At 46.7% G+C, this 26,780-nt stretch carries 26 protein-coding genes and 1 riboswitch; of the genes, 7 read left to right on the forward strand and 19 right to left on the reverse strand.

Going from position 1 to position 26,780, the window contains the following annotated elements:
- Positions 1 to 25 precede the first annotated feature (25 nt).
- From ACI3EZ_RS02965 to ACI3EZ_RS02975, 3 genes are all read right to left on the reverse strand, one after another.
- Positions 26 to 2,119 (reverse strand): HTH domain-containing protein, encoded by a 2,094-nt coding sequence (locus ACI3EZ_RS02965; RefSeq protein ID WP_405025473.1) that lies wholly within the window; start codon positions 2,117 to 2,119, stop codon positions 26 to 28.
- A 112-nt stretch (positions 2,120 to 2,231) separates the two neighbouring features.
- On the reverse strand, positions 2,232 to 2,807 hold the full coding sequence (locus ACI3EZ_RS02970; protein WP_405025474.1) for an NADPH-dependent FMN reductase: 576 nt from the start codon (positions 2,805 to 2,807) through the stop codon (positions 2,232 to 2,234).
- A gap of 213 nt (positions 2,808 to 3,020) precedes the next feature.
- Positions 3,021 to 4,499, reverse strand: a complete 1,479-nt coding sequence (locus ACI3EZ_RS02975; RefSeq protein WP_405025475.1) for an FAD-dependent oxidoreductase — start codon at positions 4,497 to 4,499, stop codon at positions 3,021 to 3,023.
- A gap of 138 nt (positions 4,500 to 4,637) precedes the next feature.
- Here ACI3EZ_RS02975 and ACI3EZ_RS02980 point away from each other — a divergent pair, with 138 nt between their 5' ends.
- The gene (locus tag ACI3EZ_RS02980; protein WP_405025476.1) at positions 4,638 to 5,519 is read left to right on the forward strand and encodes a helix-turn-helix transcriptional regulator; all 882 of its coding nucleotides are present in this window, start codon (positions 4,638 to 4,640) and stop codon (positions 5,517 to 5,519) included.
- 37 nt (positions 5,520 to 5,556) lie between these two features.
- On the opposite strand, the gene ACI3EZ_RS02985 is transcribed toward ACI3EZ_RS02980, so the two are convergent.
- Entirely contained in the window at positions 5,557 to 6,771 is a 1,215-nt protein-coding gene (locus ACI3EZ_RS02985; RefSeq protein ID WP_405025477.1) for an MFS transporter, read from the reverse strand.
- Between the two features lie 238 nt (positions 6,772 to 7,009).
- Positions 7,010 to 8,266 carry a tyrosine--tRNA ligase gene (gene tyrS, locus ACI3EZ_RS02990; protein ID WP_405025478.1) on the reverse strand — a complete coding sequence of 419 codons (1,257 nt, stop codon included), beginning with the start codon at positions 8,264 to 8,266 and terminating at the stop codon, positions 7,010 to 7,012.
- A 314-nt stretch (positions 8,267 to 8,580) separates the two neighbouring features.
- Between tyrS and ACI3EZ_RS02995 the strand changes: the two genes are divergently transcribed.
- Genes ACI3EZ_RS02995 through ACI3EZ_RS03005 form a run of 3 tightly spaced genes read left to right on the forward strand, consistent with a single transcriptional unit; the run spans position 8,581 to position 11,261 of the window.
- Positions 8,581 to 8,967 (forward strand): cupredoxin domain-containing protein, encoded by a 387-nt coding sequence (locus ACI3EZ_RS02995; RefSeq protein ID WP_405025479.1) that lies wholly within the window; start codon positions 8,581 to 8,583, stop codon positions 8,965 to 8,967.
- 19 nt (positions 8,968 to 8,986) lie between these two features.
- On the forward strand, positions 8,987 to 9,304 hold the full coding sequence (locus tag ACI3EZ_RS03000; RefSeq protein ID WP_405025480.1) for a cupredoxin domain-containing protein: 318 nt from the start codon (positions 8,987 to 8,989) through the stop codon (positions 9,302 to 9,304).
- 25 nt (positions 9,305 to 9,329) lie between these two features.
- On the forward strand, positions 9,330 to 11,261 hold the full coding sequence (locus ACI3EZ_RS03005) for a copper-translocating P-type ATPase (RefSeq protein ID WP_405025481.1): 1,932 nt from the start codon (positions 9,330 to 9,332) through the stop codon (positions 11,259 to 11,261).
- A gap of 114 nt (positions 11,262 to 11,375) precedes the next feature.
- On the opposite strand, the gene ACI3EZ_RS03010 is transcribed toward ACI3EZ_RS03005, so the two are convergent.
- From ACI3EZ_RS03010 to rsmG, 10 genes are all read right to left on the reverse strand, one after another.
- A complete protein-coding gene (locus ACI3EZ_RS03010) occupies positions 11,376 to 12,326 on the reverse strand; it encodes a ribose-phosphate diphosphokinase (protein WP_405025482.1) in 951 nt (316 codons plus the stop codon).
- Between the two features lie 68 nt (positions 12,327 to 12,394).
- A complete protein-coding gene (locus tag ACI3EZ_RS03015) occupies positions 12,395 to 13,300 on the reverse strand; it encodes an alpha/beta hydrolase (protein ID WP_405024472.1) in 906 nt (301 codons plus the stop codon).
- Positions 13,301 to 13,307: 7 nt separating this feature from the next.
- Positions 13,308 to 14,585 (reverse strand): PTS transporter subunit EIIC, encoded by a 1,278-nt coding sequence (locus tag ACI3EZ_RS03020; protein WP_405025483.1) that lies wholly within the window; start codon positions 14,583 to 14,585, stop codon positions 13,308 to 13,310.
- Positions 14,586 to 14,757: 172 nt separating this feature from the next.
- The gene (locus ACI3EZ_RS03025) at positions 14,758 to 15,495 is read right to left on the reverse strand and encodes a DUF1129 domain-containing protein (RefSeq protein ID WP_405024474.1); all 738 of its coding nucleotides are present in this window, start codon (positions 15,493 to 15,495) and stop codon (positions 14,758 to 14,760) included.
- A 42-nt stretch (positions 15,496 to 15,537) separates the two neighbouring features.
- The gene (gene ychF / locus ACI3EZ_RS03030) at positions 15,538 to 16,647 is read right to left on the reverse strand and encodes a redox-regulated ATPase YchF (protein ID WP_405024475.1); all 1,110 of its coding nucleotides are present in this window, start codon (positions 16,645 to 16,647) and stop codon (positions 15,538 to 15,540) included.
- On the reverse strand, positions 16,647 to 16,850 hold the full coding sequence (locus ACI3EZ_RS03035) for a DUF951 domain-containing protein (RefSeq protein ID WP_405024608.1): 204 nt from the start codon (positions 16,848 to 16,850) through the stop codon (positions 16,647 to 16,649). The genes ychF and ACI3EZ_RS03035 overlap by 1 nt, the downstream gene beginning before the upstream one ends.
- A gap of 14 nt (positions 16,851 to 16,864) precedes the next feature.
- The gene (locus tag ACI3EZ_RS03040; protein WP_405025484.1) at positions 16,865 to 17,746 is read right to left on the reverse strand and encodes a ParB/RepB/Spo0J family partition protein; all 882 of its coding nucleotides are present in this window, start codon (positions 17,744 to 17,746) and stop codon (positions 16,865 to 16,867) included.
- On the reverse strand, positions 17,739 to 18,503 hold the full coding sequence (locus tag ACI3EZ_RS03045) for a ParA family protein (protein WP_405025485.1): 765 nt from the start codon (positions 18,501 to 18,503) through the stop codon (positions 17,739 to 17,741). The genes ACI3EZ_RS03040 and ACI3EZ_RS03045 overlap by 8 nt, the downstream gene beginning before the upstream one ends.
- Before the next feature lie 2 nt (positions 18,504 to 18,505).
- The gene (locus ACI3EZ_RS03050; protein WP_405025486.1) at positions 18,506 to 19,351 is read right to left on the reverse strand and encodes a ParB/RepB/Spo0J family partition protein; all 846 of its coding nucleotides are present in this window, start codon (positions 19,349 to 19,351) and stop codon (positions 18,506 to 18,508) included.
- Positions 19,352 to 19,361: 10 nt separating this feature from the next.
- Positions 19,362 to 20,093, reverse strand: coding sequence for a 16S rRNA (guanine(527)-N(7))-methyltransferase RsmG (rsmG, locus tag ACI3EZ_RS03055; RefSeq protein WP_405025487.1), 732 nt, complete (start codon positions 20,091 to 20,093; stop codon positions 19,362 to 19,364).
- Positions 20,094 to 20,546: 453 nt separating this feature from the next.
- Positions 20,547 to 20,642, forward strand: a riboswitch (THF riboswitch).
- A gap of 52 nt (positions 20,643 to 20,694) precedes the next feature.
- Between rsmG and ACI3EZ_RS03060 the strand changes: the two genes are divergently transcribed.
- From ACI3EZ_RS03060 to ACI3EZ_RS03070, 3 genes are all read left to right on the forward strand, one after another.
- The gene (locus ACI3EZ_RS03060) at positions 20,695 to 21,237 is read left to right on the forward strand and encodes a folate family ECF transporter S component (protein ID WP_405024480.1); all 543 of its coding nucleotides are present in this window, start codon (positions 20,695 to 20,697) and stop codon (positions 21,235 to 21,237) included.
- A 79-nt stretch (positions 21,238 to 21,316) separates the two neighbouring features.
- Entirely contained in the window at positions 21,317 to 22,177 is an 861-nt protein-coding gene (locus ACI3EZ_RS03065; protein WP_405024481.1) for a DegV family protein, read from the forward strand.
- A 380-nt stretch (positions 22,178 to 22,557) separates the two neighbouring features.
- Positions 22,558 to 24,174, forward strand: a complete 1,617-nt coding sequence (locus ACI3EZ_RS03070; protein ID WP_405025488.1) for a bifunctional aspartate transaminase/aspartate 4-decarboxylase — start codon at positions 22,558 to 22,560, stop codon at positions 24,172 to 24,174.
- A 77-nt stretch (positions 24,175 to 24,251) separates the two neighbouring features.
- Here the strand turns inward: ACI3EZ_RS03070 and ACI3EZ_RS03075 are convergent, their stop codons facing one another.
- The 4 genes from ACI3EZ_RS03075 to ACI3EZ_RS03090 form a co-directional block, all read right to left on the reverse strand.
- A complete protein-coding gene (locus ACI3EZ_RS03075; protein ID WP_405024483.1) occupies positions 24,252 to 24,497 on the reverse strand; it encodes a Veg family protein in 246 nt (81 codons plus the stop codon).
- Between the two features lie 73 nt (positions 24,498 to 24,570).
- On the reverse strand, positions 24,571 to 25,446 hold the full coding sequence (rsmA, locus tag ACI3EZ_RS03080) for a 16S rRNA (adenine(1518)-N(6)/adenine(1519)-N(6))-dimethyltransferase RsmA (RefSeq protein WP_405025489.1): 876 nt from the start codon (positions 25,444 to 25,446) through the stop codon (positions 24,571 to 24,573).
- Position 25,447: 1 nt separating this feature from the next.
- Complete coding sequence (gene rnmV / locus ACI3EZ_RS03085) at positions 25,448 to 26,002, reverse strand: ribonuclease M5 (protein ID WP_405024485.1); 555 nt, start codon at positions 26,000 to 26,002, stop codon at positions 25,448 to 25,450.
- Entirely contained in the window at positions 25,992 to 26,780 is a 789-nt protein-coding gene (locus ACI3EZ_RS03090; RefSeq protein ID WP_405025490.1) for a TatD family hydrolase, read from the reverse strand. Before ACI3EZ_RS03090 ends, rnmV begins: the two co-directional genes overlap by 11 nt.

Raw genomic sequence — 26,780 nt, forward strand, 5'->3', positions numbered from 1 at the left:
CCGTTTCTTCGTTTTGGCACACTTTTTACAACTTCGCCGGTTCAAATAAACTAATACATTCTGTTAAAAGTCGCCGCGCCAGCAACTCCTTAATTTCTACCGTCGTTCCCGTCATAAAACAACGCAAGTATTCTTGATCAACCACCACTAGACTACTAATACTCCCTAAAATATGTCCCTGCCATCCACTCACCTTAGCGGGCGCAACCATGTACATCAACCGGGTCACGCTAATCGCTTCCCCGTCCATCGCCGGCATCTCAAGTGGTACTGCCAGTTCAATCACCCAAAAAAGAGGACGCGTAATTACTGGACTGGCAGTGTGTAAGAGAGCTAGTGAACTTCCCGGAATTCCAATTGGCGCTATCCGGGTTCGCCGTACCAACGCTTCTTTTAATTGACCCCGGTCCTTTACCACGGAATCCGGCATGCAGGCGCTTACGCGATCCACCAACGTACCGATCGTCTTCGTTGGTTGGGATAACTTAACCAATTTAAAGTGGTCAAATAGGTCATCCGTAAAGTTCGCGATGGCGACCATTCGTTTAAGCGCTTCTCTGGGAGCAAGGTGTTCTTGCTGCAACGGCCGGGCGTTTTTTACCTGCCGGCGGGAATCATTCCGTCCCCGGTAACGAGCGGCATAATCATGCAACCTGCGCTGAATCCGGGCCACTTCGTCATCAAAAAGTAGCGGATTAACCATCATGTAATCTCGCGGGAAAGACGGCAACCGTACCGTTGAGAGGATCACCGCATAATCATCCAGTGTCGTCGTGTTTACCCCCGCAACTCCCACGGCCGTAATCTCCTGCACCTGAGGCACCGCTACCCGAAGCCGTTGGGCTAAAATTTGGGATGTCCCCAGACCATTCTCACAAATAATCAATACGTTAAGTGGTAATTCCTTATCACCATCAAGGTATGCGCTTGCGAAATGAAGTAAAACAAGGTTACATTCATAGTTTCCCAGTTTAAACTGGGGAAAGGCACTCCGCCACCTGCGTACAATGCTAGCCCGGAGTTGAGGAAAGCGCGCTGCAACTTTATCGAGGGTCGCGATGTGTACTTCGGGGAGTTGTACTTGACGGCTCATCAATCCCATAATGTGATGACTAATTCGGTTAACAAATTCTGAATCACGGTGAAAGTCAAACTCATAGTCCCGCCCCACCGCCGTAATGAAATTCATAATTGCCCGGGATAAGTTCACCTCTTGGGCGGTAGTTGGAATGTAAACATTCCACGCAGGCCGTTCCAACTCGAAGTACCGGCTCAAGAAAAGGACCTCGTTAGCAGGGAGTTCGATCCGTAACTTTGCAAGAACCTGGTAAGTTAGCCCCCGTGCTTTAAGCGAAATTTTCGGGGGAGAAACGTCCCTAAGTAAGGCATCTGCTACTACCCGTTGCCAAGTTACAAAGAGCGCGCCCACGGTTTGGATTAACTGAATGTCCGTAATTTCCGGAAGTGCTTGTTGAACTACTTCACGCACTACCTGATAGCACTGCTGAAATTGGCTTAACCCGTAAAGCCGGGCAAACACCCGTCCCACCGTTGTGCGGGGAGCCGCTGGATCATCAGTAACAAAGTTAACCTCATTTAGAGTAGATACAAGTACCCCGGTTGCGAGTTCCCGGCGCCGCTGTTCATCCCCCACAACGACCACGCCCATTGATTTAACCCGCTCAATCGTAATTTCATATGGAGCAAACGTTTGATCTAGTACCGCCAAATCAGCCGTGACAGTCCCCACGCTCACGCCAAGATCAAGTGCCAAAGCCATAATCTTTTGTACGTCAGTCATCAATAACAGCCGAAAAGCTAACAGGTTGCGCCGGATCGCCGGCGCCAACTTATTATCGCTTGGCGTGCGGTGCTGATTCGTTAATTGGGCTTGCAGGGTTGCTCGAGCCTCAACGTCTCCCTTTAGCCGACACCGCTTTTGGTCGCGCACAAGGACCATCCCCTGTTCTTCAAGCGCAAGGCGCATTGCCGCAATGTCCCGGTAAAGGGTCCGCCGGCTAATTTCCACCTTAGAAGCCAAATCATCAAGCGGTAATCCCGCATGACTTTCTAACAGGGCACGCAGTTCCCGTTGTTGTCTTTCCGTAAAAATTACCATGTTCTCCCTCAATTCTTTTTCATGAATCGCGTTCATCATACCACACAAAAAGGGGCGGTGAAATCGCTTTACATGCGATTTCACCGCCCCTTATGGTTTAAATTTACTAGACTTAATTCTGTACTAACCGGGAAGAATTATTGATATCAATGTACGCCATAAAATTATCGAAACACTGCTTTAAAAAAGCTACGCTGTGCTCATCTTTTAGTTGACCATCCTCCGTAAAGGCTGCCGCTGCCCGCGGAAGCATAAATTCATTTCCAGGAACAACGATAGCATTCACCCCCGGACTATCAAGAATCTGGCGTAGATTCATCTGAGCCCGGACCGTCCCCTGAATTCCCAATGAAGCCCCAACAATCATTACCGGCTTATTGGTAAACGGGTGGTACGCACTGGACATCCACTCAATAAAACTCTTAAGGACAGCCGGTACCGCATGGTCATATTCACACGTTGCCAATACCACCCCGTCGGCTTGCTCAATGCGCTGCGCGATGGTAGTAACGACCGCCGGAACATCATCAAGTAAATCCTCGCTAAAAAGTGGCAGATCCTTAATCTCCTGAATCACAAAGTCAACGTCATTGCCGAAAAGTTCCTTCATTGCATAAACAAGCTTACGATTATATGATTTTGACGAATTATTGCCAACAACGGCAAGGAGGTGTTTCTTTTCCCCCATTCAGATCACCTATCCTTTGATTGTTCATTAATTAACAATTCACTCTATTTTACCATGTTTAATAAACAGTTTCTCCTTTTTCATACAAATTACATAAAAATATGGGGGGATTTTCGTCAATTCCCCCACAAGATTCACAAATTCCATCAAATAAACGTAGGAAGGAGATGAATTTGTTAGTACGTAGATAACTAAAAATTAAAATACTATTAACTATTTTTTCAAATCTTCAGCCATTGCTAACCCAGCTAATCTACCAGATGTCCAAGCAAATCCTGAAGCAAGGCCCTCATAAGTAGGATAATTCCGCCCATCGTAGTATCCCCCGGCATTTGTCCCACCAGTATATAGCCCTTTAATTGGATTAAAATCTGCATCTAAGACATGCATATAATCATCAACACGAACACCACCAACGGTTCCTAGATATGCAACCTGAGCAACAAACGCATAAAACGGGCCATCTTTTACAGGATATACAAGATGCTGACCATCTTTACTAAACTCAACATCATTCCTGTACTTAATAGCAGTATTATATTTGCTAACTGTTTGCTTTAGTTGGTCTGGATCCATACCCGTAGACTTAGCAAGTTCCTCAAGGGAATTCCCTTTATAAGCTTGCCCACCTTCTACAGCTTCATCAGCAAGTTCTATAAAATCACCCGGTGTCGTGGAAGCCCCCGGCCCAGCTTTTGATACTTCAAGCTTAGGGGTAACGTCATAATCTCTAAGCGTTGCTGAGTCAACCACAAAGAAATATTTCCCTCCAACAGATAAACCTGCGTTTGCCCATAAAACAGTATCGTAAACAACATCCTCATTGGTAAAACGCCGGCCACATAAATCAACCCACAACAATGGTGTTAATAATAATCGCGTAATTGGATTATCAGAAAAACCTGCTCTTATTTTTTTAGTCGTTCTCTGTGTAACCTTTGATTTAGTTAATTGAGCGGCGTGAATGAGGGCCGTCCCATCAATATTAACTGCCCCAACACGTTCCATTGCATCAAGGCCTTCACCCATATTCGGAACGCCCAACGAACGCATACGATCAGTTTTCATGACTTCGGCAACACGTTTCTTATTTCCTCCAAAGCCTCCTGTAGCAACCATAGTTGCCTTTGCATGCACAAGTACTTTGTTGCCTTCCTGGTCTACAGCACAAATACCCACAACGTGATCATCCTCTGTTAATAATTTCTGCAATGTAACATTAAAAAGAAACTTGACACCCTCACGTTCAAGTGTTTCCTGGATACGACGATAACTCTCATCTTTATTCTGATACATATGATATGATCCACCCTCATAAGGATTATCACGATGAGCAAATTGCGTTGTTTCTGCTGTTGGATTAAGCTTAATCTCCATTCCCATCCGTTCCAATTCTTCTAAAGTTGGCTTAGCATTCTGTACTATTCGTTTAACCAAGGCACCATTACTAAGGTAATGCTCATAATTAGTTAATTGCCGAATAGCCTCTTGATTAGATAAATGTAATCCAGCAGCCCGTTGTTCTTTGGTATCAATAGCAAAAAAACCACTCGATATTCGTGTGTTACCCCCTATTTGCGGTAATTTTTCTAACACAATAACACTTAAACCATTTTGTGCCGCCGCATGAGCTGCCGAAAGCCCTGTTCCACCTGCCCCTGCAACTGCCACATCAACTGTATATTCAGACATATAATTACCTCCCGAATAGTTTTGGGCAAAGCGCTTACATCCCATACATTCATTCTATTTCGAAATAGGTTTAAAATTAATCCACTATGGTAATATAATATATTACATTAAGTAACTTATAAGGAGTACATGTGCATTATGTTCAAACAAATTAACGTCAATAGGCCCACAAAGATTCGTCTTTTACACACTAAAAACACCAGAAATACAACTGAAATTCAAATTGACTTTTTAGAAGCACATAATGAATTTATCGCACATGTGAACGACGAAACAATACACATGAAGCATAGCGATGTTCTTGTGGGACGACATCTCAAAAAGCTAATAATTATCCCCACCAGTAATACTCCGGCAACCGCAACGCTACTATCCATTTCCCTGCAGATTCCCTATCCTATTAACACGCATTTAATGGCTGATAACCCGCTTTTTCATGATCTTATGACTGATACTCAAAGCAAATCTACATACATCAAATTTCAAAATATTATTGGTGATTTAATTCATAATTATTTCAATATACTAATTAGTCTTGAAACAGAGCCCGCAGACTTCCTTATTGACTTTCAAATACAAAGAGTAACCGCCCTTTTAATGACAGAACTCTTACGTAAACACCGTGAATATATTTCAAAATATGAATCATGCTTCCCATCAACACACATCAAATATGCCAGCAAAGATTCCCAAGCAGGAAGCATTATGCAATATATTTCCGATAATATTTATGATGTTACCCTCAATAAAGTAGCTAATCATTTTTCATATCATCCCAAATATTTTTCACGCTTATGTAATGAACTGTTTAACTGTTCTTTTAGTCAACTTATAAACAATATCCGTATCGAACGTGCGTGCCTCCAGCTCACTCTTACCACCAAAAGTTTAGCAGAAATTGCTAGTGAAATTGGATATCAAAATCCTACGAGTTTTTATCGTAACTTTATGCGTGTAAAGGGAATTCCCCCACGTAAATATCGCCAAATATACAACAAACTAAATACCCCACAACACTGATCCCAGTGTTGTGGGGTAATCCAGGCCTTTTTTAAAACTATTTTTCATCTAAAGTAGTACGGTTAACTAATTTTCGCTGAAATCCAGTAATCAAAACGATAATCCCAATAACTAAAGCCAACGTCCCACTAATTGAAAACACGTTAATAATCCCATTATTACCCAACCAAGCAACCAAAGGATTAATAACAAATGGACTAAGAACCCCACCAATTGAATAAACTGCTGCCCAAATTCCTAGACCCATAGAGACACTATTTTTATCAGTTACTAACGACATTAAATATGGGTATTGTCCCATAGCTATACTCATTGCTGCACCAACTACAAAGCTACCTATAAGGATAACTATTAAATTACGTGCACACCCGATAACTAAGTATGAAATTGCATAGCCGAAAAAAGACATAGCAATCGTTGAGTACTTAAATTTCTTGCCTAGCATTCCAACGATAAGGCCACACAATAAACCTCCAAGTAACGAAATCGTCGTAGTTATCGCAGCTTGTGACGTGCCCCCAAAATGATTACGCGTAATGAATAAAGCAATATTGTTATTCAAAACATTATTCATTAACATAGTAAAAAATGCCCAAAATGAAATGTACCAAACATATTTATTAATATGAATTTGCCCGTTCTCTGGGACATCGTTCACTGCATCTCCACTTTCTACGGAAAGTGGAGACATAGGAACTAACGCACAAATTAATAGCAATACAAAGATAGCGAATATATAAATCCAATAATTACGAACCCAACTAGTTACTCCAAGTAAGCCTCCGCCCATAATAAAGACCATTCCGCCAAGGTTAGTAAACGTTGTAGTTTGCCCCATCGCTGACTGTTGCATATCGCTTGGTAACATCCGCGTTACAAGTACCTGCGAAAGGTTTGTACAAGCCCCTTGGCCAAAACCAACCAAGCAGGAACAAACAAGTAAAAATAACAGACTCTCATGATAAAAAAGTGGTAATATTCCACCAATAATTATCATACTAATCGCACTTAATACTAACACTTTTTCACGAATACGCATGCTGGCCAACTTACCAACAACGAACCCAGCAATCATCATAAAAAGGTTAGGCAATGAGGTTAACATTTGAACCAGCGTATTACCGGCTATAAAATACTTAGCAATTGCCGCATATGACGGGGTGATTGCTAGTGATGCCATTCCCATCATGCTAACGGAAAGAACACCAATTTTTGTTTTTAATAAATATGATTTTGAAAGACCGTTTTCCATAGCAATTATTCCTCCAGGATTCTTATACCACGAAGAATAATATTGTGAAAAACAAAGCAATGCACTAATGAACAGTTTCTCGCAATTAGCAACCTACTATGTATTTCACACTCTCTTCGTGAAAACATAACTGCTCATTAACGGCTCCCTACTTCCGCTATGAGATAAAACCACTCATTTAGTTATCTACTTACATTCTAATTCTACGCTTATAACTATTAGTGTCAATATTCACAATTTATTTCTTCACCTTTGCCAACGTGTACTTCCGCTTCCCCTTCCGAAGAATAACGTACTTTCCGTCAAACGCACTTTTCGGGTCGAGTACGTATTCAACGTCCTGGATCCGTTCACCATTCACGGTAATCGCCCCATTGGTGACATCTTCGCGGGCCCGGCGCTTAGACTGTTCAATGCCATACTCAACCAACCAGTTAACAATGTTCATCGGCTCTGCCGTGACGGTCACCGATGGCATTTTCCCGAAAGCCTGCTCAACCTGCGCCGTCGTTAGTTCCTGAACATTGCCACTGAAGAGGATTTGGGAAATTTTCTGGGCTTCCTTAGTCGCTTCCTCCCCGTGAACAAACGTGGTTACCGCTGCCGCTAGGGCTTTCTGGGCTGCTCGCTTCCATGGCTCCTCTTCCACCTGCTTAGCCAGTGCATCAATTTCTTCCTTGCTAAGGAAAGTAAAGTACTTCAAATACTTCACTACGTCCCGGTCGTCCTGGTTTAACCAGAATTGGTAGAACTCGTATGGAGATGTCTTCTCTGAATCCAACCAAACCGCCCCACCGGCCGTCTTTCCAAATTTCGTCCCGTCGGCTTTAACCATCAACGGAATTGTTAGCCCGTACGCCTCTGCATCCTGACCCGCTTCCCGGTGAATCAGGTCAATGCCGGCAGTGATATTGCCCCACTGGTCTGCCCCTCCGACCTGCAACTGAACACCGTGTTCACGATACAACGTTAAAAAGTCCACGGCCTGAAGAATCTGGTAGGTAAACTCAGTAAATGAAATTCCCACTTCCAGCCGGTTGGCAACGACTTCTTTATGAATCATCGTATTTACGCTAAACTGCTTCCCGTAGTCCCGCAAGAATCCCAAAAGGTCCATCTGGGCCAACCAGTCGTAGTTGTTAACAAACGTAATGTGCCCGTCACCCCCAAAGAGCTTAGTCGTCTGCGCCGTAAGCGCATCAACATTGTGCTTCACCTGCTCTGAGGTCTGTAACTTCCGTTCGGCATTCTTTCCGCTGGGGTCCCCGATTGCACCAGTGCCCCCACCGATTAAAATGTACGGGTGGTAGCCGGCTAATTCAAATCGCTTAAGGACAATAAACGGAATTAAGTGACCAACGTGGAGACTATCGCCAGTGGGGTCCGTCCCACAGTACACCCCAATTTTCTTTTTCTTAAGGAGCTCCTTTAGCCCTGCCGCATCGGTCTGCTGGTTAATAGCGCCCCGCCATTCGAGTTCTTCAATAATATCCATGAAACCGCTCCTTTCATTCCATAAAAAGCCCCTACCGCATCACTGCGGCAGGGACGATCAAATCGTGGTACCACCCATCTTCACCCGTCACCGGGCCTCATTCTAGTGTTCCTAAAAATATCAGGGACGTAATTCACGGCACCGCTCGGACCGATTTCCAGCACTCCCGGCTCTCTGTCATGAAGATTCGCTCCCGTTACTGTATCCCTGTTTTGTTTCTACTACTATTACACCGTGAAGTCCGGCAAAAGTCAACTAGCGCTTTCGTTTACATTTGTAAACAAAAGCCGTAAAATACAAATAGAATAACGTAAATGAAGGTGATTCGAATGGTAAAGCTGATTGTCATCGGTGGGGCTTTCATGCTAATCGGCTTGATTTGTTGGTGGTTTTTCGGTAACCACGTCCAACGAGCAGGGCGGGCTACCCGAACGAAAAGCGGGCAGGAAGTTACGGTGGTGGTTAACGGCGGCTATTCACCCACAACCGTGGTGCTCAAGAAAGGCGTTCCCGCAAAGGTTAACTTTGAGATGCACGACTCCACGGCGTGCCTTTCCCACGTGGTGGTTGAACAATTGGGAATTGATAAGGACCTCACCAAACAACCCGTTACGACCATCACCGTCCCTACGGACCAGGCAAAAGAATTTAACTACGCCTGCGGGATGAACATGTTTCACGGAAAGATTATCGTTAAGTAATTTAAAGGAGGTTATTTCAATGAAATTATCAGCCTTATTCCACAAAATACCTAAAGCGACCATTAAAAACGGCCAACAAACCGCTCACATTATGGTCGGCGAAAAGGGATACGAACCCGCAAAAATTAAATTAGCGGCGAATATTCCCACCAAGCTCGTTTTTAACCGAACAAACGATTCAATGTGCCTTGCGCGCGTCCAGGGTGAACATCCCGCCTTTGACGTTGAATTACCCCTCAACCAAGACGTAGTAGTAACGTTTACCGGGCTCACCCCCGGAACATACCAATACCACTGTGGCATGAACATGTTCCATGGTCAATTAGTTGTTAAGTAGTTCTTCGATTAAGGAAGTGATCCCGATGAAACTCTCAAGCCTCACCCGGTTTGGGATTGCCTTTATCCTCGCAATTCCCATGTTGCTTCAAATGCTAGCCATGCCGTGGCACTGGACCATGCCGGGTTACCGGATAATCGCCTTTTTAACGACAACGATCATCATGGTAGTGGCCGCTTTCCCGTACTGGAAAAGCGCCTGGGCAGCGTTCTGGCACCATGAAGCAAACATGAATACGCTTGTTGCCGTAGGAACAGCCGTCGCGTACTTTTATTCGGTTTTTGCCCTGCTAACCGGGCGGGCCGTATACTTTGAAAGCGCAGCGTTCGTCACGGTTTTTGTCCTCCTGGGAGATGCAATGGAAGAGCGCATGCACAATAATGCTTCCGGGGCCCTCGAAAAGTTATTCGCTCTCCAGGCCAAGGAGGCCACGGTTCTCCGTCAGGGACAATTTGTTACCGTTCCACTCAGTCAAGTGAAGGTGGGCGATCACCTCCGAGTGGAACCAGGCGAAAAAATTCCCGTTGACGGTGTCATCCTAACGGGAACCGCAAGCATCAACGAAGCAACCATTACCGGCGAAAGCATGCCCGTAACCAAGCATCCCGGCGATACCGTTGTCGGAAGTACCATTAACACCGACAGCGTCATTACCTTTAAGGCCACTAAGGTGGGGAACCAAACCATGCTGGCCCAGATTGTCACCATGGTAAAGCGGGCCCAAACCAGCCACGCCCCTATTCAAAAACTGACTGACCGGGTTGCGGGAATTTTCGTTCCTGCCGTTCTAATTGCTGCCATCACCACTTTTACGGCTTGGTATGTGTTAGGCAATGTTAGTGCTGTTCGGGCCATGCTTTTTGCAGTGGCTGTCATTGTAATTGCCTGCCCGTGTGCACTGGGACTAGCCACCCCCACAGCATTAATGGTCGGAACGACCCGGGCAGCTAGACTGGGGGTTCTGATTAAAAACGGGGAAGCTTTGCAAGCAACCGCCGGAATTAAGACCGTTGTGTTTGATAAAACGGGAACAATTACCACGGGAAAGCCCGTCGTCACCGATGTCGTCGGAAACCGCGACCACGTCTTAGCCCTTGCGGCCGCCCTTGAACAATCATCCGAACACCCTCTCGCCGCCGCTATCGTAACAGCCGCTACGAAGGCGAAGGTTCAAGTTCCAGCGGGGAGCAACTTTAAAAACCATGCTGGTCAGGGCGTTACGGGAATAGTCAACGGTCATTTCGTAACGGTCGGGCAGAAAACCCTCGCTTCCCAGCAACTTTCTCCCGCCCTCGCCGTGCAACAACAAACTCTTCGGCACGCTGCTAAAACCGTCGCCGTTGTAAGCGAAGACGGAACCCCGTGCGGGCTAATTGCCATTCAAGACACCCCCAAGTCTGATGCTCCAGCGGCAATTGCCGCCCTCAAACGGCAAGGAATCACGCCGGTAATGCTAACGGGGGATAACGCTCAGGTAGCCCAAGCAATTGCCCACCAGGTGGGAATTAAGCAAGTGATTTCCGGCGTTCTTCCGGCCGACAAAGCAATGCACGTCCAAGCCCTTAAACAACACGGCCCCGTTGCATTTGTCGGCGATGGAGTAAACGATGCACCAGCCCTTGCAACTGCAACTGTGGGAATCGCGATGGGCTCCGGAACAGACGTTGCCTTAGAATCAGGTGACATCGTTCTTGTTCACAACGACTTAACTGGTGTCGTCCGGGCCCTGGCTATTGCTACCAAGACCTATCGACGAATTAAGCTTAACCTAACCGGATCATTAATCTATAACATAATCGGAATTCCGCTTGCTGCTGGCATTTTCAGCGGAATCGGACTTCAGCTTAGTCCGGCGATGGCAGGGTTGGCGATGGCCCTTTCTTCCGTTACGGTAGTCGGATCATCACTTCTCCTGAACACAACCCCCATCGAGGGGGAGCCCCACCAATCACACTGAAATTAAACTCGTATCAAAATATAAAACAGCACTGGTGAATTTGAATTTCACCGGTGCTGTTTTCTGCATTGTTGGCTTTTACCATAATTATAAAAGCCCCGTTATTTTTAATCCCTACCTGTTAAACAACGAGTCAACCGACTTGTTGTTGTAAATCAACCGGAGCGCCTTCGCCATTGTTGGGGCTACTGATAACACGTGCATGTTTGAAAGCCGTTTCTCTTCTGGAATGGCAATCGTATCCGTTACCAAAATTTCTTCAAACGGGGCAGTAGCGAGTTCCTGCACTGCATTCCCCGACAAAATTGCGTGCGTGGCACACCCATAAATTGCCGTAGCTCCATGAGCCTTAAGCGTCCGGGCCGCGTCAACCATCTTAGCACCCGTATCAATCATATCATCGGTAATCAAACACGTCCGCCCAGCAACATCGCCAATAATCGCCGTTGTTTCCGGATCAATCCGTCCTTTCCCCCGCTTATCGACAATCGCAATCGGCGCCTTTAACCGCTCTGCCAGGTTCCGGGCCCCTTTTACCCCATCATGGTTTGGAGCAACCACTACCAGATTCTTATCAATCTCTTTGTCCTGATAGTATGCCACCTTATCGTACAGAGCCGTTAAGTGGTCAACTGGAATATTAAAGAAACCCTGAATCTGGCCGGCATGTAAATCAAGCGTAATCACCCGGTTAGCCCCCGCCAATTGCAGGTAGTTAGCGATCAATTTTGCCGTGATGGGTTCCCGCGAACGGGTTTTCCGATCCGCGCGCGCATAACCATAGTACGGAATTACCACGTTAATCGTTCCCGCACTCGCCCGCTTTAACGCATCAATCATAATCATGAGTTCCATGAAATTTTCATTAACTGGATCCGCGATGGACTGGATGACAAACACGTCATCCCCCCGCACACTTTCGTTAATGTTAATCTGAATTTCACCGTCGCTAAAGTGCTTAACCGACGCGTTGCACAGCGTAACGTCTAACTCAGCCGCAATTCTACGGGCAAGTGGCTGATTTGAATTCAAGGCAAACAACTTCATCGTTGCGTTCTCTTGCATTATTTGTTCTCCTTCGAAGGTTCGGTTCGTTCGTACTTCGTTTTTATTGTATCACGAAATAGCTACTCCTAGTTGCCTACCATAAACATTAGTTGCCGGTTAGGTATGCGGGAACCACCTCGTTTATTAATATTATTATCAAGAATATCCCGTTTAATCAGGTTAATAATCTGCGGGTTCTGCGGCAAATCAGAGTGTTCTGCATTACTACCAGTAACGGTAATTTCCGTGTAGTGTCGTACCACCCCCTGGTAAATATACTTTCCGGCCGTTACACTAGCATCCGGGACCAGCCCGTCACTATCGTAGTTTTCTGTTCCTGCGACCGAGTACATATCCGTATCGTGCGGTAAGTTCTTGCGACCCTTAATAAAGTCCGCTAACATCTGGGTCTTATGCGTAATGGAGTCCTCCGAAAAATTGTACGGTGTTCCAATCGTCATAATCTGGTCAACGTGTTCCCGGTCAGAATACTGGTGAAAATACTTTTCAAAGAAGAGGGTGTAAATTAACCCACCGTTGGAATGACCAATCGCTTTGAAATTGTTGAAATGATACCGCGAACACAAAATCCCGAATACGCGATTAAACATGGCCGCCTGCTGCTTAATATTGTCATACCCATCATGGTTATTCTGAAATCCCACAACAATAAACGGTTCGTTATCCTTAGGGCGAACCTTCCCCGAATAAGTAATCTTCCCGTTATTCCACACCTTAATTTTTAACAGGCTGTGCTTTTGGGGGGCGTGTGCGTTAATCTTTTTAACCATCGTATCAAACCGGTTCGGGGTTGCCGAACTTCCCGGAATCATGATTACCGGCGACAACTGTGAATTCCGCCACTCCGCTAATTCCGTAATATTACTTTTCGTCCACCGGTACGCCGGAAAAACCAGGGCACACACGACCCCAAGCCATACCAGCAAGTTAAGAACGGACCACCGCCGCCGCTGCCGGGCCTTAATCCGCATAGTAACTTCACCTCCGTTCCTGAACCGTCATCCGTGCCGTTACCCGTTCAGCTAACCGCACAAACGGAATGTAGCACGCCACGTCAACCACCAGAATAAGCGCCGTAACTACCAAGGTCATCCAGTTTCCGTTACTTCCAATGAACGCCACTAAAAGCCCGGGTGTCCCTGTCGGTACGGGGTAAACTACGGGCGGGATCAGATGAATGAAGACCGCTCCTGCAGCTAGTAAAACGTTCAACAACGGTACCCCCACCATCGGCATGAGAAAAACCGGATTGAAAAGCAGCGGGATTCCCATCATGACCGCACTATTACTGTTCAGTAGGGTTGGCAGCACCGTCCACCGGGCGACCCGGTGGTTTGCTCGTTGTCTAGCAACCAAAGCAATGGCAATCAGTAACGCGAGGGTCGCACCCGTTCCTCCCACCGCTGCAAAGGCATGATACAGCGAATAATCACAGTACTTATACGGAACGTTCCAACTTGAATGATGAATAAGAGCCGTGTTTAGGTTCACCGTATAGCTGTTGCTAGGAGCCATGCTACTATACGGTCCGTCGGCACCAAACCACGCACACAGCGCCGTAACCGCACTGAAAACCAGGGTCATTCCTAATCCGTGGTGCCGGTTAACACTCCCCGCTATTGCCGACGAAATACTGGTTGACCAGTTATAGAACAGGATAAGAATCAGAAGCTTATTTAGCAGAAAAGCCCCGCCAAGCACTATTAAGATAGCCCAAAACGAGTCAAACGTTCGTTTAATAATTGTGACCGAGTCAATTCGGCTTCCCCGCCGAAGTGGCCGCCCGCACAGGTGAAAAATCTGCCCCACAACGTAACCGAGAATCAGCCCCAATAAAAGACCACCAAAACCCAAAAAACGGCTATCAAGCCCTTCAACAGCTGCCTTCATGTACCGAGAACTCAGTAATAAGAATGCAATCAGCGCGGTTAACCCCGCAGTAGCTGAATCCCGCCGATAAAGCTTAGCTGTATACCGCGCAGACTGATATGCTGCCAACAGGGCAACAATGCCAACCGTCAGTCCCGCAAAATTATCAAACGAATAGTACACGGCTTGAAAATGAGGTAACCACCGGTCAATCCGCAACAGGCAATTAAAAAAACCCTGTTTTGTCAAACACGACTGGGCAATTACCTGGGCAAGGTTTCCCAGTAAAACAAACGGAAACAGCACACTAAGAGTCTGCTGGATAACCCGCATAAAGGACCGTCGGCGAAACGCCGCGATCCAATTAACTAAGCGGTCAACTACCATTCGATTCATCTCCTTCACCTTTTTCTCGATTATATCCCATTCCTAAAAAAACACCTCACTGCCAATTTTATAATAAGACAATAACAAGCGGCGACCCCCGTTTCACTTTATAGTGAACCCTAGTCCTCCGCTTGTCATTATATGGTTAGTATTATTTCCGGGGAAATCCTTCTTAATTTCGGCCGAACGCCCGACCGAAATTGAGATGAAAGTAATTTTTCAAAACGTACCGTGCTCCCCAACCAAGAACACCGAAGATTACGTAGACAAACCACGGCATTGTTGTGTTCAGCGGGCCGCCAATCTGGGCAACAAAACCGTATGCAACCATCCATACAGCCATTAAGACTACCAATAGCAGGACGGTCCGAACCCACTTAATCTTAGGCCGCTTTCCGTTCACGGGCGTCATCATCTGATAAAAGTATCCCAAACCACAACCAGAAATCACCGAAATAATCACAATGGTCAGGATGCCGCCGTTTGTCCCGACAGCCTTCTTCCCGCCAAAAGCCTCAATCAGTGCGTACATCACGCAGAACATCATGAACATAATCAATCCGTTATCCAGCGCGGCTTCCCAAAACTTCTGGGGTTGCGGGTCCTTCTTGGGTCCCGCAATAATTTCCTGGGCGTGCTGCTTAACTGATCCGTACAGCTTAACGGCAGTCATCCCCTCCCGCTGCCGTTGCTGCAGCTCATTCTTCATCTGTTCAATGGCTGCCGTGCGCTTTTCTGCTGGATAGCCCTGTACCGTTAATTCTTTCTCAATCTTAAACAGGTATTCCCGGTTCCGCTTCGTCAACCCTGCAAAATGGTTACTCCGCTCCGTGTGCACCCGCTCTTCCCGGACGGCCTTCTGGCGGGCTGCTGCCGCCTGATTCTTTTCCCGTGTCGTTTCGTCTGCCACGTCTTAATCCTCCTTAACTTGATTCGTCGTTCTGCTTAAAAACTAAACATTAAACCGGAATTCGATAATGTCGCCGTCTTGAACAACGTAATCCTTTCCTTCCAGCCGCATTTTACCAGCTTCCTTAACAGCTTGCATACTACCGTATTTATCCAAGTCGGCAAACGAAACGGTTTCCGCCCGGATGAACCCGCGTTCAAAATCAGAGTGAATGATACCCGCAACTTGCGGCGCTTTCATTCCGTGCCTGAAAGTCCATGCCCGGGTTTCCTTCCCGCCGGCCGTAAAGAAGGTTTCAAGACCCAGCAGCTTGTATGAAGCCCGGATTAACCGGTTTAATCCGGGCTCGTCAACCCCTTCCATCTCGAGAAATTCCTTCTTCTCGTCGTCATCCATCTCAGCGATTTCTTCCTCCGTCCCGGCGGCAACCCCAATCACTCCTGAACCTGGATCATTTTCCGCCAAAAACTTCTTGATTTCAGGCATGTACTTATTGCCATCCGGGTTCGCCATGTCATCCTCAGCAATGTTAGCAACATAAAGAACCGGTTTAGAAGTTAACAAGAACAGCCCCTTAACAATCTTCTTTTCATCATCATTAAATTCGATTGAACGAACGGGCTTGCCGTCTTCAAGAACTGGCTTAATCTTTTGTAAAACCGCAAACTCAGCCTTTGCTTCCTTATCACGTCCAGTCCGCGCAACCTTTTCGACCCGAGTGTAACGCTTATTAATTGATTCTAAATCAGCCAAAACCAATTCCAAATTGATCGTATTAATATCATCAATTGGATCAACCTTCCCGGAAACGTGCGTGATGTTATCATCATCAAACGCCCGTACTACGTGAACAATGGCATCACATTGCCGAATATTTTCAAGAAACTTGTTTCCCAAGCCTTCCCCCTTGCTGGCCCCCTTCACAATGCCAGCAATGTCGGTAAATTCAAAGGTCGTATGCACAATTTTCTTGGCGGGGATAATCTCATCAATCCGGGCTAACCGTTGATCCGGAACTTCCACCATTCCAACATTCGGGTCGATTGTTGCAAACGGGTAATTTGCCATCTCGGCGCCCGCCTTCGTAATTGCGTTAAAAAGCGTGGACTTTCCAACATTGGGAAGCCCAACAATTCCTGCTGTCAGTGCCATTATTCATTCCCACTTTCATTTTGATTCGCGTGTTCTAAAACCTGTTTTAATTTTTTTTCAAATTCCCGCCGGGGAAGCATAACTAGCCGGTTACACTGCAGGCACCGGATCTTAATGTCCATTCCCATCCGGATAATTTCCCAGCGATTAGTGCCACATGGATGCGGCTTTTTCATTTTAACAATGTCATGAAGTTGATACACCATATATTCCCCCATCAATCAATGTTAACGTTTAAAACCGCCAGAATTCGGTTAAGGTCATCCGGGGAAAGGTACTCAATCTCGATTTTCCCCTTTCCCGTTCGGGCCGTCTGCTTAATCGCCACCTTCGTTCCGAGGCGCTCGCCGAGTTGTTGCTCACCCTGATGAAGGTACGGATCCCGGTGCACTGGCGCCTTCCTTTTAACGGAATATACCCCGTTAATCTGGTTGACCAGCCGTTCCAGTTGGCGTACAGTCAATCCCTCCTTAACGGTTCGCTTAGCAAGCCGGACCTGCTGGGAGGCATCCTTCAGCCCAAGCAACGTTCGCGCCTGCCCCATAGACAGCTGGTTTGCTTGCAGCATTTTCTTAACTGCCGTCGGTAATCCCAATAATCGGAGGTAGTTAGCAATGTACGGGCGCGATTTCCCCAATCGGGCCGACACCTCCGTCTGAGTTAAGTGTAACTTATCAATCAGCGTTGCGTATGCCTGGGCTTCTTCAAGCGGGGTGAGATCTTCCCGTTGTAGGTTTTCTAACACCGCCACCTCCATCATCCGTTCTTCGTCAAAGTCCCGAACAATGGCAGGAATGGTCTCCTTATGGGCCAATTTGGAAGCCCGGAACCGCCGTTCCCCGGCAATAAGTTCATACCCCTTTACCCGGGATTGCCGCACAATTATCGGTTGGAAGACCCCTTGCTTAGCAATAGAATCAGCCAGTTCTTGAAGCCGCTGATCATCAAACGTCACTCGCGGCTGGTACGGGTTGGGACGAATATCAGCTACCCTTAACTCAACAACGTGTTCCCCGGACGCCCCGGACGTTACTTGCTCATCAAAATCTTGAAAAAGAGCCTCAATCCCCTTTCCAAGTCCTCTGTTCTCCTTACTCATGGGCTGCCACCACCTCTTTAGCCAGTGCCATATATTCCACTGCTCCCCGGGACGTCCGGTCATAATCAATGACCGCCTGCCCGTGACTTGGAGCCTCCGATAGCCGGACATTCCGGGGGATAATCGTCGTGTATACGCGTTCCTTAAAGAACTTTTGTACCTCCGTCACCACCTCGTTTCCGAGGTTTGTTCGGGCATCGAGCATTGTTAGTAGAACCCCCTCAACGTGCAGGGTAGGATTATAATGCTTCTTAACCAGGTGGATTGTTTTCATTAACTGGCTTAATCCTTCCAGGGCATAGTATTCACTTTGAACCGGAATCAAAATGGAATCACACGCTGTGAACGCATTAATCGTTAAAATCCCTAACGCTGGGGGACAATCAACCAGAACATAATCGTAGCAATCAGCCACTGGCTTAAGAGCGTCAGCAAGGCGCTGTTCCCGGCCAATCTGAGAGGCTAACTCAATCTCCGCCCCGGACAACTGAAGGGTCGCCGGGACCACATCCAGGTGAACCCGACTAGTAGGCATAATTACCGTTTTCAAATCCATCCCGTTAACTAGAACGTCGTAAACGTCGTGTTGAATATCACCCTTACTAATTCCGATTCCACTTGTGGCATTCCCCTGGGCATCGGTGTCTACAATCAATACCCGCTTCCCTAATTCGTTCAAACAAGCGCCCAGGTTTACGGCCGTCGTGGTTTTCCCTACGCCACCTTTCTGGTTAGCAAGCGCAATCGTTACCGCCATTCTTAATCTTCCCCTTCCTGGTCATCTACTACAGGAATATCAATAATAACCCGGTGATACCCTACTACGTCTTCTTCCCAACTATGAATGGCCATTCCATCCTTTCCTGCACGTTTGATAACCCGCTGAATATCCTTCATGGTTTTTTGGTAGTGATATTCTGGTGTTTCGTGGGCCGGATTCTTTAGGCGCACGTTTTTGAGTGGCTGCTGTCCCTCCCGGGTCTGCTGAACCAGCTGCTCCGTTTGTTCAACCGAAAGATGCTCGTGCATAATTTGATTCATCAATTTAACCTGATTCTTCTCGGGAAGCCCTACCAGACACCGACCGTGCCGCTCGGTGAGTTGCCGTTGCATAACTGCCCGCTGAACCAGGGGCGATAGCCGCAAAAGCCGGAGTTTGTTAGCGATAAACGACTGACTCTTCCCCAACGCGGTTGCCAAATCACTCTGCGTCAACTTGTTAAGCTCCAAGAGCCGGTGATAGGCCCGCGCTTCTTCAATCGGCGACAATTCCTCCCGCTGAAGGTTTTCAATGACTGCCATTGAAGCTGCTTCATTATCATTCATTTGTTTAACAATGGCCGGAATATGGTCCCACTCAAGCTGTTTAACCGCCCGGAACCGCCGTTCACCAGCAATGATTTCGTACTTTTCGGGATCTGTCTCCCGCACAATAATCGGCTGAAGCAGGCCGTGTTCCTTAATGGTGGCCGCTAGTTCATAAATATCCCGGTCACCAAATAAATGGCGCGGCTGATACCGGTTAGGCGTAATTGCCGCAACGGGTAATTCCCTCACCGTTGCATCCTCTTCGTCGTGTTTCTTTCCAAAAAATGAAAATGCCATCTGCATCCTCCTACTTATTCGTCAACGGCTTTTTAGCCGGGGTCCCCGCCTTCCGCGGATACTGCCGGGGAGTCGCGTGTTTCTTATCAATCACAATTACGTTGCGTTCATCACCTGACCGGGGAAGGAAAAACCGCTTAGTTGTGGCTACCCGCCCGCCTAATAACGTAATTGCCCGCTGGGCCGCTTCCAATTCAGCAGCTGCCTTCTGAGCTTTAAGGGCAACCAACTGACCGCCCACCCGCACAAGTGGCAAACACAGCTCACTTAAAACGCTTAGGCGGGCAACTGCTCGGGCAGTCACGTAATCAAATTTTTCCCGATGAATGCTTTTCTTTCCCCCAAATTCTTCGGCCCGCGCATGAACCAACGTTACATTTGTTAGTTCCAGTTCCTGGCATAAATCGGTCAAAAAACGAATTCGCTTATTTAACGAATCAACAATTGTAATCCGCAACTGGGGAAACATGATCTTTAGCGGAAGGGAAGGAAACCCTGCACCTGCACCCACATCACACAAACTCACCGCCGCCTGCCGAAACTGCGGAACAGCCAGTGCGGGAATCAACGAATCAAAGAAATGTTTCTCATACACTTCATCCATAGCAGTAATCGCTGTTAGGTTAACGTGTTGATTCGCCGCAACTAACAATTCGTAATACCGGCGGAACTGGACAAGTTGGTCCTCTGTTGGGGTAAAGCCCACCCGAATCAACTGTTCCTTAAAAAAAGCAGGTGCCATGCAACATCCTCCCTCCATTCTTTGCTGTGAAACACCATTTTAAGCGTTTCACACATACCTATAGTGTATGCTAACCCCCTTAAAATAACAACCCGCCATTCCGCTTTCCACCAGCGGTTTATCTGGCATCGTTAACCTTTTCTTAAACCAATTATTGTGTTTTTCCAAGAAAATGGTTGCCTTTTCTTCATTTCTGTTTCTTACACTACAGTCATGGTTTAAATAATCATTACTACTTTCCTGCGAAGATGATTCCCCATCTTCGCCCCCATAATTCCTAAGTAGTAATAGTGAAATGAACTCCCCCTAAAAATTCATTTCACAACTCCCTTTTCCTCAGCGTAACGCTGGGGTTTTTCTTTTTATTCTGCTTCTTTTGTAATTCACCCTTTGAATCGACTAAATAGTTCGCATGTTGTTGAATTATAACGTTGTTTAATATATCATTGTTCGTATAGGGTAGGCGTTGGAACGTTAAGGGTTGCCGGAACGGAATGTGAACGGCAACAGAAGGCCAGTCGGTCGCGCTCCTGGGCCGCATTCACTATCAATTCTTATATAGTGCAATGAAACCCTTAATATTATTAAGGAGATGGCTTTCATGCATTACTTTTCTTGGCGAGGACCACGGTTTAATACCCGGGTATTAACCCTCGCAGCGCTGTTGATTGCTCTGGAACTAGTACTATCCAAGATCTCGTTTGGTCCCAGCAATCTAATGGAAATTGGACTTGGGTTTATCGGAACTATCCTGGTTGGGTACTACCTCGGTCCGTGGTGGGGTGCCGTTGCATTAGTGATAAGCGACATTATCGGTCATACCATTCTTGCTACCAATGCAAACTTCTTCATTGGATTCACCATTGGCGCCGGCATTTCAGGATTTATCGCCGGACTATTCTTGTACCGGCAGAAGGTTACCGCCCTCCGGGTTCTCTTATATGAGCTTACTCAGGTAATCATCTCAAACCTAATCATTACAACCCTTAATCTTCACTTGATGTACAAAACGCCGATTATGGCATTACTAATTCCTCGGGTGCCGAAGGAAATCATTACCCTCGCATTTAACTTTATTGTCGGGTGGATTGTCCTCCAAGCAGTCGCCCGGTTTAAGCTTCACGACCGTTTCGGGTTAAATTAGCGCCACGTTAGTTCCGTTTACCAACTAAATACGGTATAATAGGGACAATTAACACGGAAGACGTTAAGGAGAGACTTTTATGGCACAAATCAAGCTTGTTACCGACTCTTCGGTTCAGTTAACCCCGGAGGAAATTACCGCAAACGATATCCACATTGTCCCGCTATCCGTTGAAATTGACGGAAAAAACTACGTTGACGGCGTGGATATTACCCGGGAAGAACTCGTTCAAGCACTCCGGGATGGTAAGTTTCCGAAGACCAGCCAACCACCAATAGGAAAATTTGTCGAAATGTTCGACGAACTTGGAAAAGATGGGAGCGAAGTCATTGCTATCCTCCTCTCGGACATCTTGAGCGGAACCGTCGAAACCGCACAAGCAGCCGCTAAGATAACCACCACTAAGGTAACGGTTATCAATAGCAAGAGCACCGACCGGGCTGAATCATTCCAAGTACTTGCAGCAGCACAGGATATCCGGGACGGTAAGTCCGTTGATGAAATCGTTGCCCACTGCGCTGACATTAAAAGCCGAACAACAACTGAAGTTCTCGTTGATCAACTAGATTGTCTGGTCCGGGGAGGCCGGGTTAGTAAGCTAGCCGGGGCTCTCGCCAAAATTGCTAACATTAAAGTTATTATTCGGGTTCATGATGATGAAATTAAGGTGCTTACTAAGGGGCGGAGTCAAAAAACGTTTATCAAGCACTGCAAACAGCTTGCCAAGGATCATGAAAACAACCCGATTCAGCAGTTATCCCTTTCAAACGTGGGAACTGATCCGGCGTTTTTGGAACGAATTAAGAATATTATTCTTCCGGAAGACAGTGATGCCAGCTATATTGCCCGGTTAACAAGTCCAATTATCATGACCCATACCGGGCTCAACGCGGTCGGTGTAATTACATTGGCGGAAAAACCCCTTCCGAAAGATTACTAAGCCGAAGAATCTTTCCCGATATGTTAGTTTCCTTCGGCTAGCTGAAAACGATTTCTTATTCAAGAAGATTCGTTATAATTAAGTTATCCTTAACTTTTTCTTTAACATTTCTTATAGAATTATGCTTAGAATACTCTAAGTAACCTAATAAAACAACTCTTTCATTTACTCCCCCTATTAAGTAGATGAAATAACGGCTACGATAAGTGGCTGTTGCCTATTCCTTTTTCCTCGTATCAACCATGTTGGTGCGGGGTTTTTCTTTTATCCTTTATTCCCCTTTTAGAATTCATTATCCCCACATTTGCATCAAACTCCCTCTGCTCCTATAACAAAGATATAACCAATTATGGCACTACTAAATTATGGGGGTAATAGTAATGACACCACACGACGAACGTGAACTAGAGCAACTCGGCGCATTTGAAATTTCCTTCAAGCTTTTAAGTCTAGCTAAAAATAACGATAAACAAAACATCTTCCTTAACGCTGGCCGCGGAAACCCTAATTGGATTCAAACAATTAGCCGGCAAGCCTTTGCCCGGTTAATTCAATTTGGAGTGCAAGAGTCACAACGAACAATTAACCAACCAGACCTCGCAGGATACACCGAAAACGCCGGAATTCATGAACGACTTGAAACGTTTCTCAACCCTGAAAAATCCTCCGCTGATCACCTAATTCTAGCAGCTGTAGACTACGCCCATCAAAAATGGGGAATTGCCAAAAATGCCTTCGTTAAGGAGCTAACTGACGGCGTAATTGGAAACAACTACCCGGTTCCAAGTCGAATATTAAAGTATACCGAGCGAGTAATTAATGAATACCTTAGTTCTACCCTGTATCACAACACCACTAACAAGGAGTTAGCTGCTGATACCCAGCTATTCCCAACTGAAGGAGGAACTGCAGCAATTGTTTACATTTTTAACTCACTAAAGGAAAATAAGCTGATTCATCCCGGTGATAAAATTATCATTAACACGCCGATATTCACCCCATACATTGAGATTCCTGAACTCAGCGATTACCAGATGACTGAAATCGACCTTAAATCAACGGAAGAAAATAACTGGGAACTTGAACCGGACGCAGCGGCCCAACTGGAAGACCCGGCAGTTAAGGCTCTCTTCCTCGTTAATCCGTCCAACCCAGGTTCGGTGGCCCTTAGCCCCCAAACACTGCAGGCCATTAAACACGCCGTTGAGAAAAACCCGCACCTGATGATCATCACCGACGACGTTTACGGGACGTTTGTGGCCGACTTTGAAAGCGTCTATGCCGTTGCTCCATACAATACACTACTGGTTTACTCGTATTCCAAGCTCTTCGGCGCGACCGGATGGCGGCTTGGTGTTATTGGCGTCCACAAACACAACGTCTTTGATGACCTCATCAGTCAACTCCCGGTCGCTGACAAAAAGGAGCTTTACGCCCGGTATCGTCACGTCGTCCTTGACCCTAACAAGATGAAATTCATTGACCGAATGGTTGCTGACAGCCGGGCTGTTGGGTTATACCACACTTCTGGGTTATCAACGCCCCAACAAATCATGGAATGCCTGTTTTCAATGGCTCACCTGCTAAACGAACAGACTGATGGCCTGGACAACGACCACTACATCCAAGAAGCTAAGCGGATTGTTCGAACACGGTACAACGCTCTTCATAAGGGGCTTAATGCTCCCGCATTTAACGATCCCGCAAACGCTGAATACTACTCCTTGATTGATATCTACGATTTAGCCGCCCAGTACTACGGAGCCGCTTTTGCTAGGTGGCTCAAGGATAACTTTGAGCAGGTGGATTTCCTCGTTCAACTATCCCAGAAAAACGGGGTTGTTTTAATGGATGGGGTTGGTTTCGGCTCAAAGCCAGGCATTTTACGGGTTTCCCAGGCTAATCTTCCTGATAAAGACTACACGATGATTGCCCGACAAGTACGCGCCCTTCTTGCTGACTACTATGATCAATTCGTTAAGGCCAGTCAGAACTAATGAAGAAAGAAAATGCATTCCATATAAAAATAGAAGCTGCGACGGTAAGTCACAGCTTCTTTTTCAATTCACTTTCTCTAGTCGTGGCCGTCCTCAAACGACAGTTCAATGCTCTGCGTCAACACATCCGTATAGCTAAACGACGCATTCTCAACAGCACTTTCATCCTGATCTAACTCAACGATAAAAACAGCCGGAAACGTCTTCCGTAAGATTCCTCGCCGGCGCAATACCTTCTTCCGCCCAATCTGGGAGGTGACGGTCAGTGGCTTGCCAATGCGGGCATCAAGTTCCTTCTTGATGGCAACTAAATTCTTTGGCATCATGCTCACCTCTTATGAAGGTATTGTATGCCGATTAAAATGAATTTTCAAATTAATTTTTTTTAAAGAAATATTATAGGGCCGTAGCCAGTGCGTTACTCAACCGCACAAACGCCGCAACGGTAAGTTGTTCCGCCCGAACTCCCGTATCAATTTGTGCTTCCCGGAGTGCTTCTAGCAGTTGTTCCTTATTCTTTTTCCCGTACAAAGCTACTAAGTTATTCCATAAACTCTTCCGGCGGTGCATAAACGCTCCCTTTACCAAACGGGTAAAGGCGGCTGGGTCAGTAACTTCTGGGGTAACCGCAGGAGTTAATACTACAATTGCCGAATCAACGTTCGGTTGGGGGACAAAGACCGTCCGGGGGACAATAAACGCAACACGGGCGTGCATTGCAAGTTGAACTGCCACCGATAACGAACCGTAGTCCTTTGTTCCCGGTTTTGCTTCCAACCGAGCTGCAACTTCCCGTTGCATCATTACTGTAATTGCCGCAAACGAAACCGGGGCGGCTAACAACCGCATAATAATCGGCGTTGTGATGTAATACGGAAGATTAGCAACCACCTTCACCGGGTGTTGCCCATCCAAATGCGCCGCTACTAAAGCAGCAACATCCGTTTTTAAAATATCCGCATTTACCACCGTAATATTCTTATACGGAGCTAACGTATCAGCAAGCACCGGAATTAACCGCTGATCAATCTCAACAGCTACAACGTGATGCGCTCGTTGTGCCAACTGCTCAGTGAGCGCCCCAATTCCCGGCCCGATTTCAATCACATCATCATCAGTTGATACAGCTGCTGCATCAACAATCTTGGTCAGGACATTAATATCCGTTAAAAAATTTTGTCCCAGACTCTTTTTAAAAGTTAACCCGTGCGTAGCCATAATTTCCCGGGTACGGGTAGGCGCAGCAATTGGTAATGATTGTCCCTCTTTCATCCTACTGGTCCCCCTCGTCCAGTTGTTGTACAGCCTGGTTAAAAGCTTCCCGGGTAACTCGAAATAACCGCAACCGCTCTAATAAGTGCTTTCCGTTAACGTACCCGATACCCAGAAAATCGCCTAATCGTTCCCGCCGTTTCCTAGCGGTTCTGCCAGCAATCAGCCCCGCCTCAAACAGCATTTCCCGGGAAATAACCGTAGGCGCGTCGGGAGTTTCCGTATAAACATTCCGCAAGGCTGCACGGATAGCCGCCGGAGTAGCATGTTCCACACCTAAGCTTCCCGGGCCATGGGGCACAGCATCACGGCGCTCCAGGAAGGCATGTTTAACTTCCGGAACTTCACGGGCAATCATCTTCCTAATCTTTTCACCAGAATAATCCGGATCGGTAAAGACAATTACTCCCCGCCGAGCGTTTAACACCTTAATTTGGTGAAGGGTCTCTTCATTTAAGGCAGCGCCCCGCGTTTCCAATGTATCAGCCTCAACTGCCCGGTGAATTTGCCGGGTGTCATCCTTACCTTCGACTACGATGACTTCTTTAATTTTCATTTGCTTGCTGTTTCCCACTCTCAATCATCCTCATTGCATTGTTAAACGTCTGCCGGGCAAGCACCAAAGCTGGTATTCCCCGTAACCGTGCTAGGTATTCGACGGTATACCGGGTCATTCCGGGCTCGTTCATCCGATCCCGGTACGGCATTGGCGTTAGGTAAGGCGCATCCGTTTCCACTAGCATTCGTGATAGCGGGGTAACCTGAGCCGCTTCCCGGACCTCCGGTGCACCGTGAAACGTTACTACTCCGCTATACGACAGGTTAAACCCTAACGCTAAAAATTTCTTCGCCCACTGAGCATCACCGTTAAAGCTATGCATTACCCCGCCAACGAGGGCGGGCTGATGGTCTTGTAAAATAGCATACGTATCCGCAAATGCATCCCGGTTATGAATGCTTACCGGCAGCCCTAGCTCCTCGGCTAACGTTAACTGGGCTTCAAATACCCGCCATTGCAGCCGGTGGTCAACGGCGCAATGGTAGTCCAGTCCAATTTCACCAATGACCCGAAAACGCGGGTGCAACGCCATTTCCCGCAACATACCTTCCCATTCCTTGTCATATTGAGAAGCATCCTCAGGATGACATCCCGCCGCACCAAAGATATGAGGAAACTGTTCAAGCATGGTCATCAGTCGCGCGTTGGTGCGCTTATTATCCCCTAGTACAAGCATGTGGGTTACATCTAATGCCCGCGCACGCTCGACCACTGCTGGCAGGTCACCCACAAATTGATCAGCGTTAATGTGCGTATGTGAATCAAAAATTTGCAT

This window comes from Ligilactobacillus sp. LYQ60 (genome assembly GCF_045033015.1).
Lineage (GTDB): Bacteria > Bacillota > Bacilli > Lactobacillales > Lactobacillaceae > Ligilactobacillus.

Coding starts and splice junctions, on each gene's coding strand:
- ACI3EZ_RS03045 (WP_405025485.1), bottom strand. CDS start 18,503: ATGGCGGTAACGATTGCGCTTGCTAACCAGAAAGGTGGCGTAGGGAAA.
- ACI3EZ_RS02965 (WP_405025473.1), bottom strand. CDS start 2,119: ATGGTAATTTTTACGGAAAGACAACAACGGGAACTGCGTGCCCTGTTA.
- ACI3EZ_RS02995 (WP_405025479.1), top strand. CDS start 8,581: ATGAAGGTGATTCGAATGGTAAAGCTGATTGTCATCGGTGGGGCTTTC.
- ACI3EZ_RS03075 (WP_405024483.1), bottom strand. CDS start 24,497: ATGCCAAAGAATTTAGTTGCCATCAAGAAGGAACTTGATGCCCGCATT.
- ACI3EZ_RS03005 (WP_405025481.1), top strand. CDS start 9,330: ATGAAACTCTCAAGCCTCACCCGGTTTGGGATTGCCTTTATCCTCGCA.
- rnmV (WP_405024485.1), bottom strand. CDS start 26,002: ATGAAAATTAAAGAAGTCATCGTAGTCGAAGGTAAGGATGACACCCGG.
- ACI3EZ_RS03070 (WP_405025488.1), top strand. CDS start 22,558: ATGACACCACACGACGAACGTGAACTAGAGCAACTCGGCGCATTTGAA.
- ACI3EZ_RS03000 (WP_405025480.1), top strand. CDS start 8,987: ATGAAATTATCAGCCTTATTCCACAAAATACCTAAAGCGACCATTAAA.
- ACI3EZ_RS02985 (WP_405025477.1), bottom strand. CDS start 6,771: ATGGAAAACGGTCTTTCAAAATCATATTTATTAAAAACAAAAATTGGT.
- ACI3EZ_RS03050 (WP_405025486.1), bottom strand. CDS start 19,351: ATGGCATTTTCATTTTTTGGAAAGAAACACGACGAAGAGGATGCAACG.
- ACI3EZ_RS03015 (WP_405024472.1), bottom strand. CDS start 13,300: ATGCGGATTAAGGCCCGGCAGCGGCGGCGGTGGTCCGTTCTTAACTTG.
- ACI3EZ_RS03065 (WP_405024481.1), top strand. CDS start 21,317: ATGGCACAAATCAAGCTTGTTACCGACTCTTCGGTTCAGTTAACCCCG.
- ACI3EZ_RS03010 (WP_405025482.1), bottom strand. CDS start 12,326: ATGCAAGAGAACGCAACGATGAAGTTGTTTGCCTTGAATTCAAATCAG.
- ACI3EZ_RS03020 (WP_405025483.1), bottom strand. CDS start 14,585: ATGGTAGTTGACCGCTTAGTTAATTGGATCGCGGCGTTTCGCCGACGG.
- ychF (WP_405024475.1), bottom strand. CDS start 16,647: ATGGCACTGACAGCAGGAATTGTTGGGCTTCCCAATGTTGGAAAGTCC.
- rsmG (WP_405025487.1), bottom strand. CDS start 20,093: ATGGCACCTGCTTTTTTTAAGGAACAGTTGATTCGGGTGGGCTTTACC.
- ACI3EZ_RS02975 (WP_405025475.1), bottom strand. CDS start 4,499: ATGTCTGAATATACAGTTGATGTGGCAGTTGCAGGGGCAGGTGGAACA.
- ACI3EZ_RS03090 (WP_405025490.1), bottom strand. CDS start 26,780: ATGCAAATTTTTGATTCACATACGCACATTAACGCTGATCAATTTGTG.
- ACI3EZ_RS02970 (WP_405025474.1), bottom strand. CDS start 2,807: ATGGGGGAAAAGAAACACCTCCTTGCCGTTGTTGGCAATAATTCGTCA.
- ACI3EZ_RS03040 (WP_405025484.1), bottom strand. CDS start 17,746: ATGAGTAAGGAGAACAGAGGACTTGGAAAGGGGATTGAGGCTCTTTTT.
- tyrS (WP_405025478.1), bottom strand. CDS start 8,266: ATGGATATTATTGAAGAACTCGAATGGCGGGGCGCTATTAACCAGCAG.
- ACI3EZ_RS02980 (WP_405025476.1), top strand. CDS start 4,638: ATGTTCAAACAAATTAACGTCAATAGGCCCACAAAGATTCGTCTTTTA.
- ACI3EZ_RS03060 (WP_405024480.1), top strand. CDS start 20,695: ATGCATTACTTTTCTTGGCGAGGACCACGGTTTAATACCCGGGTATTA.
- rsmA (WP_405025489.1), bottom strand. CDS start 25,446: ATGAAAGAGGGACAATCATTACCAATTGCTGCGCCTACCCGTACCCGG.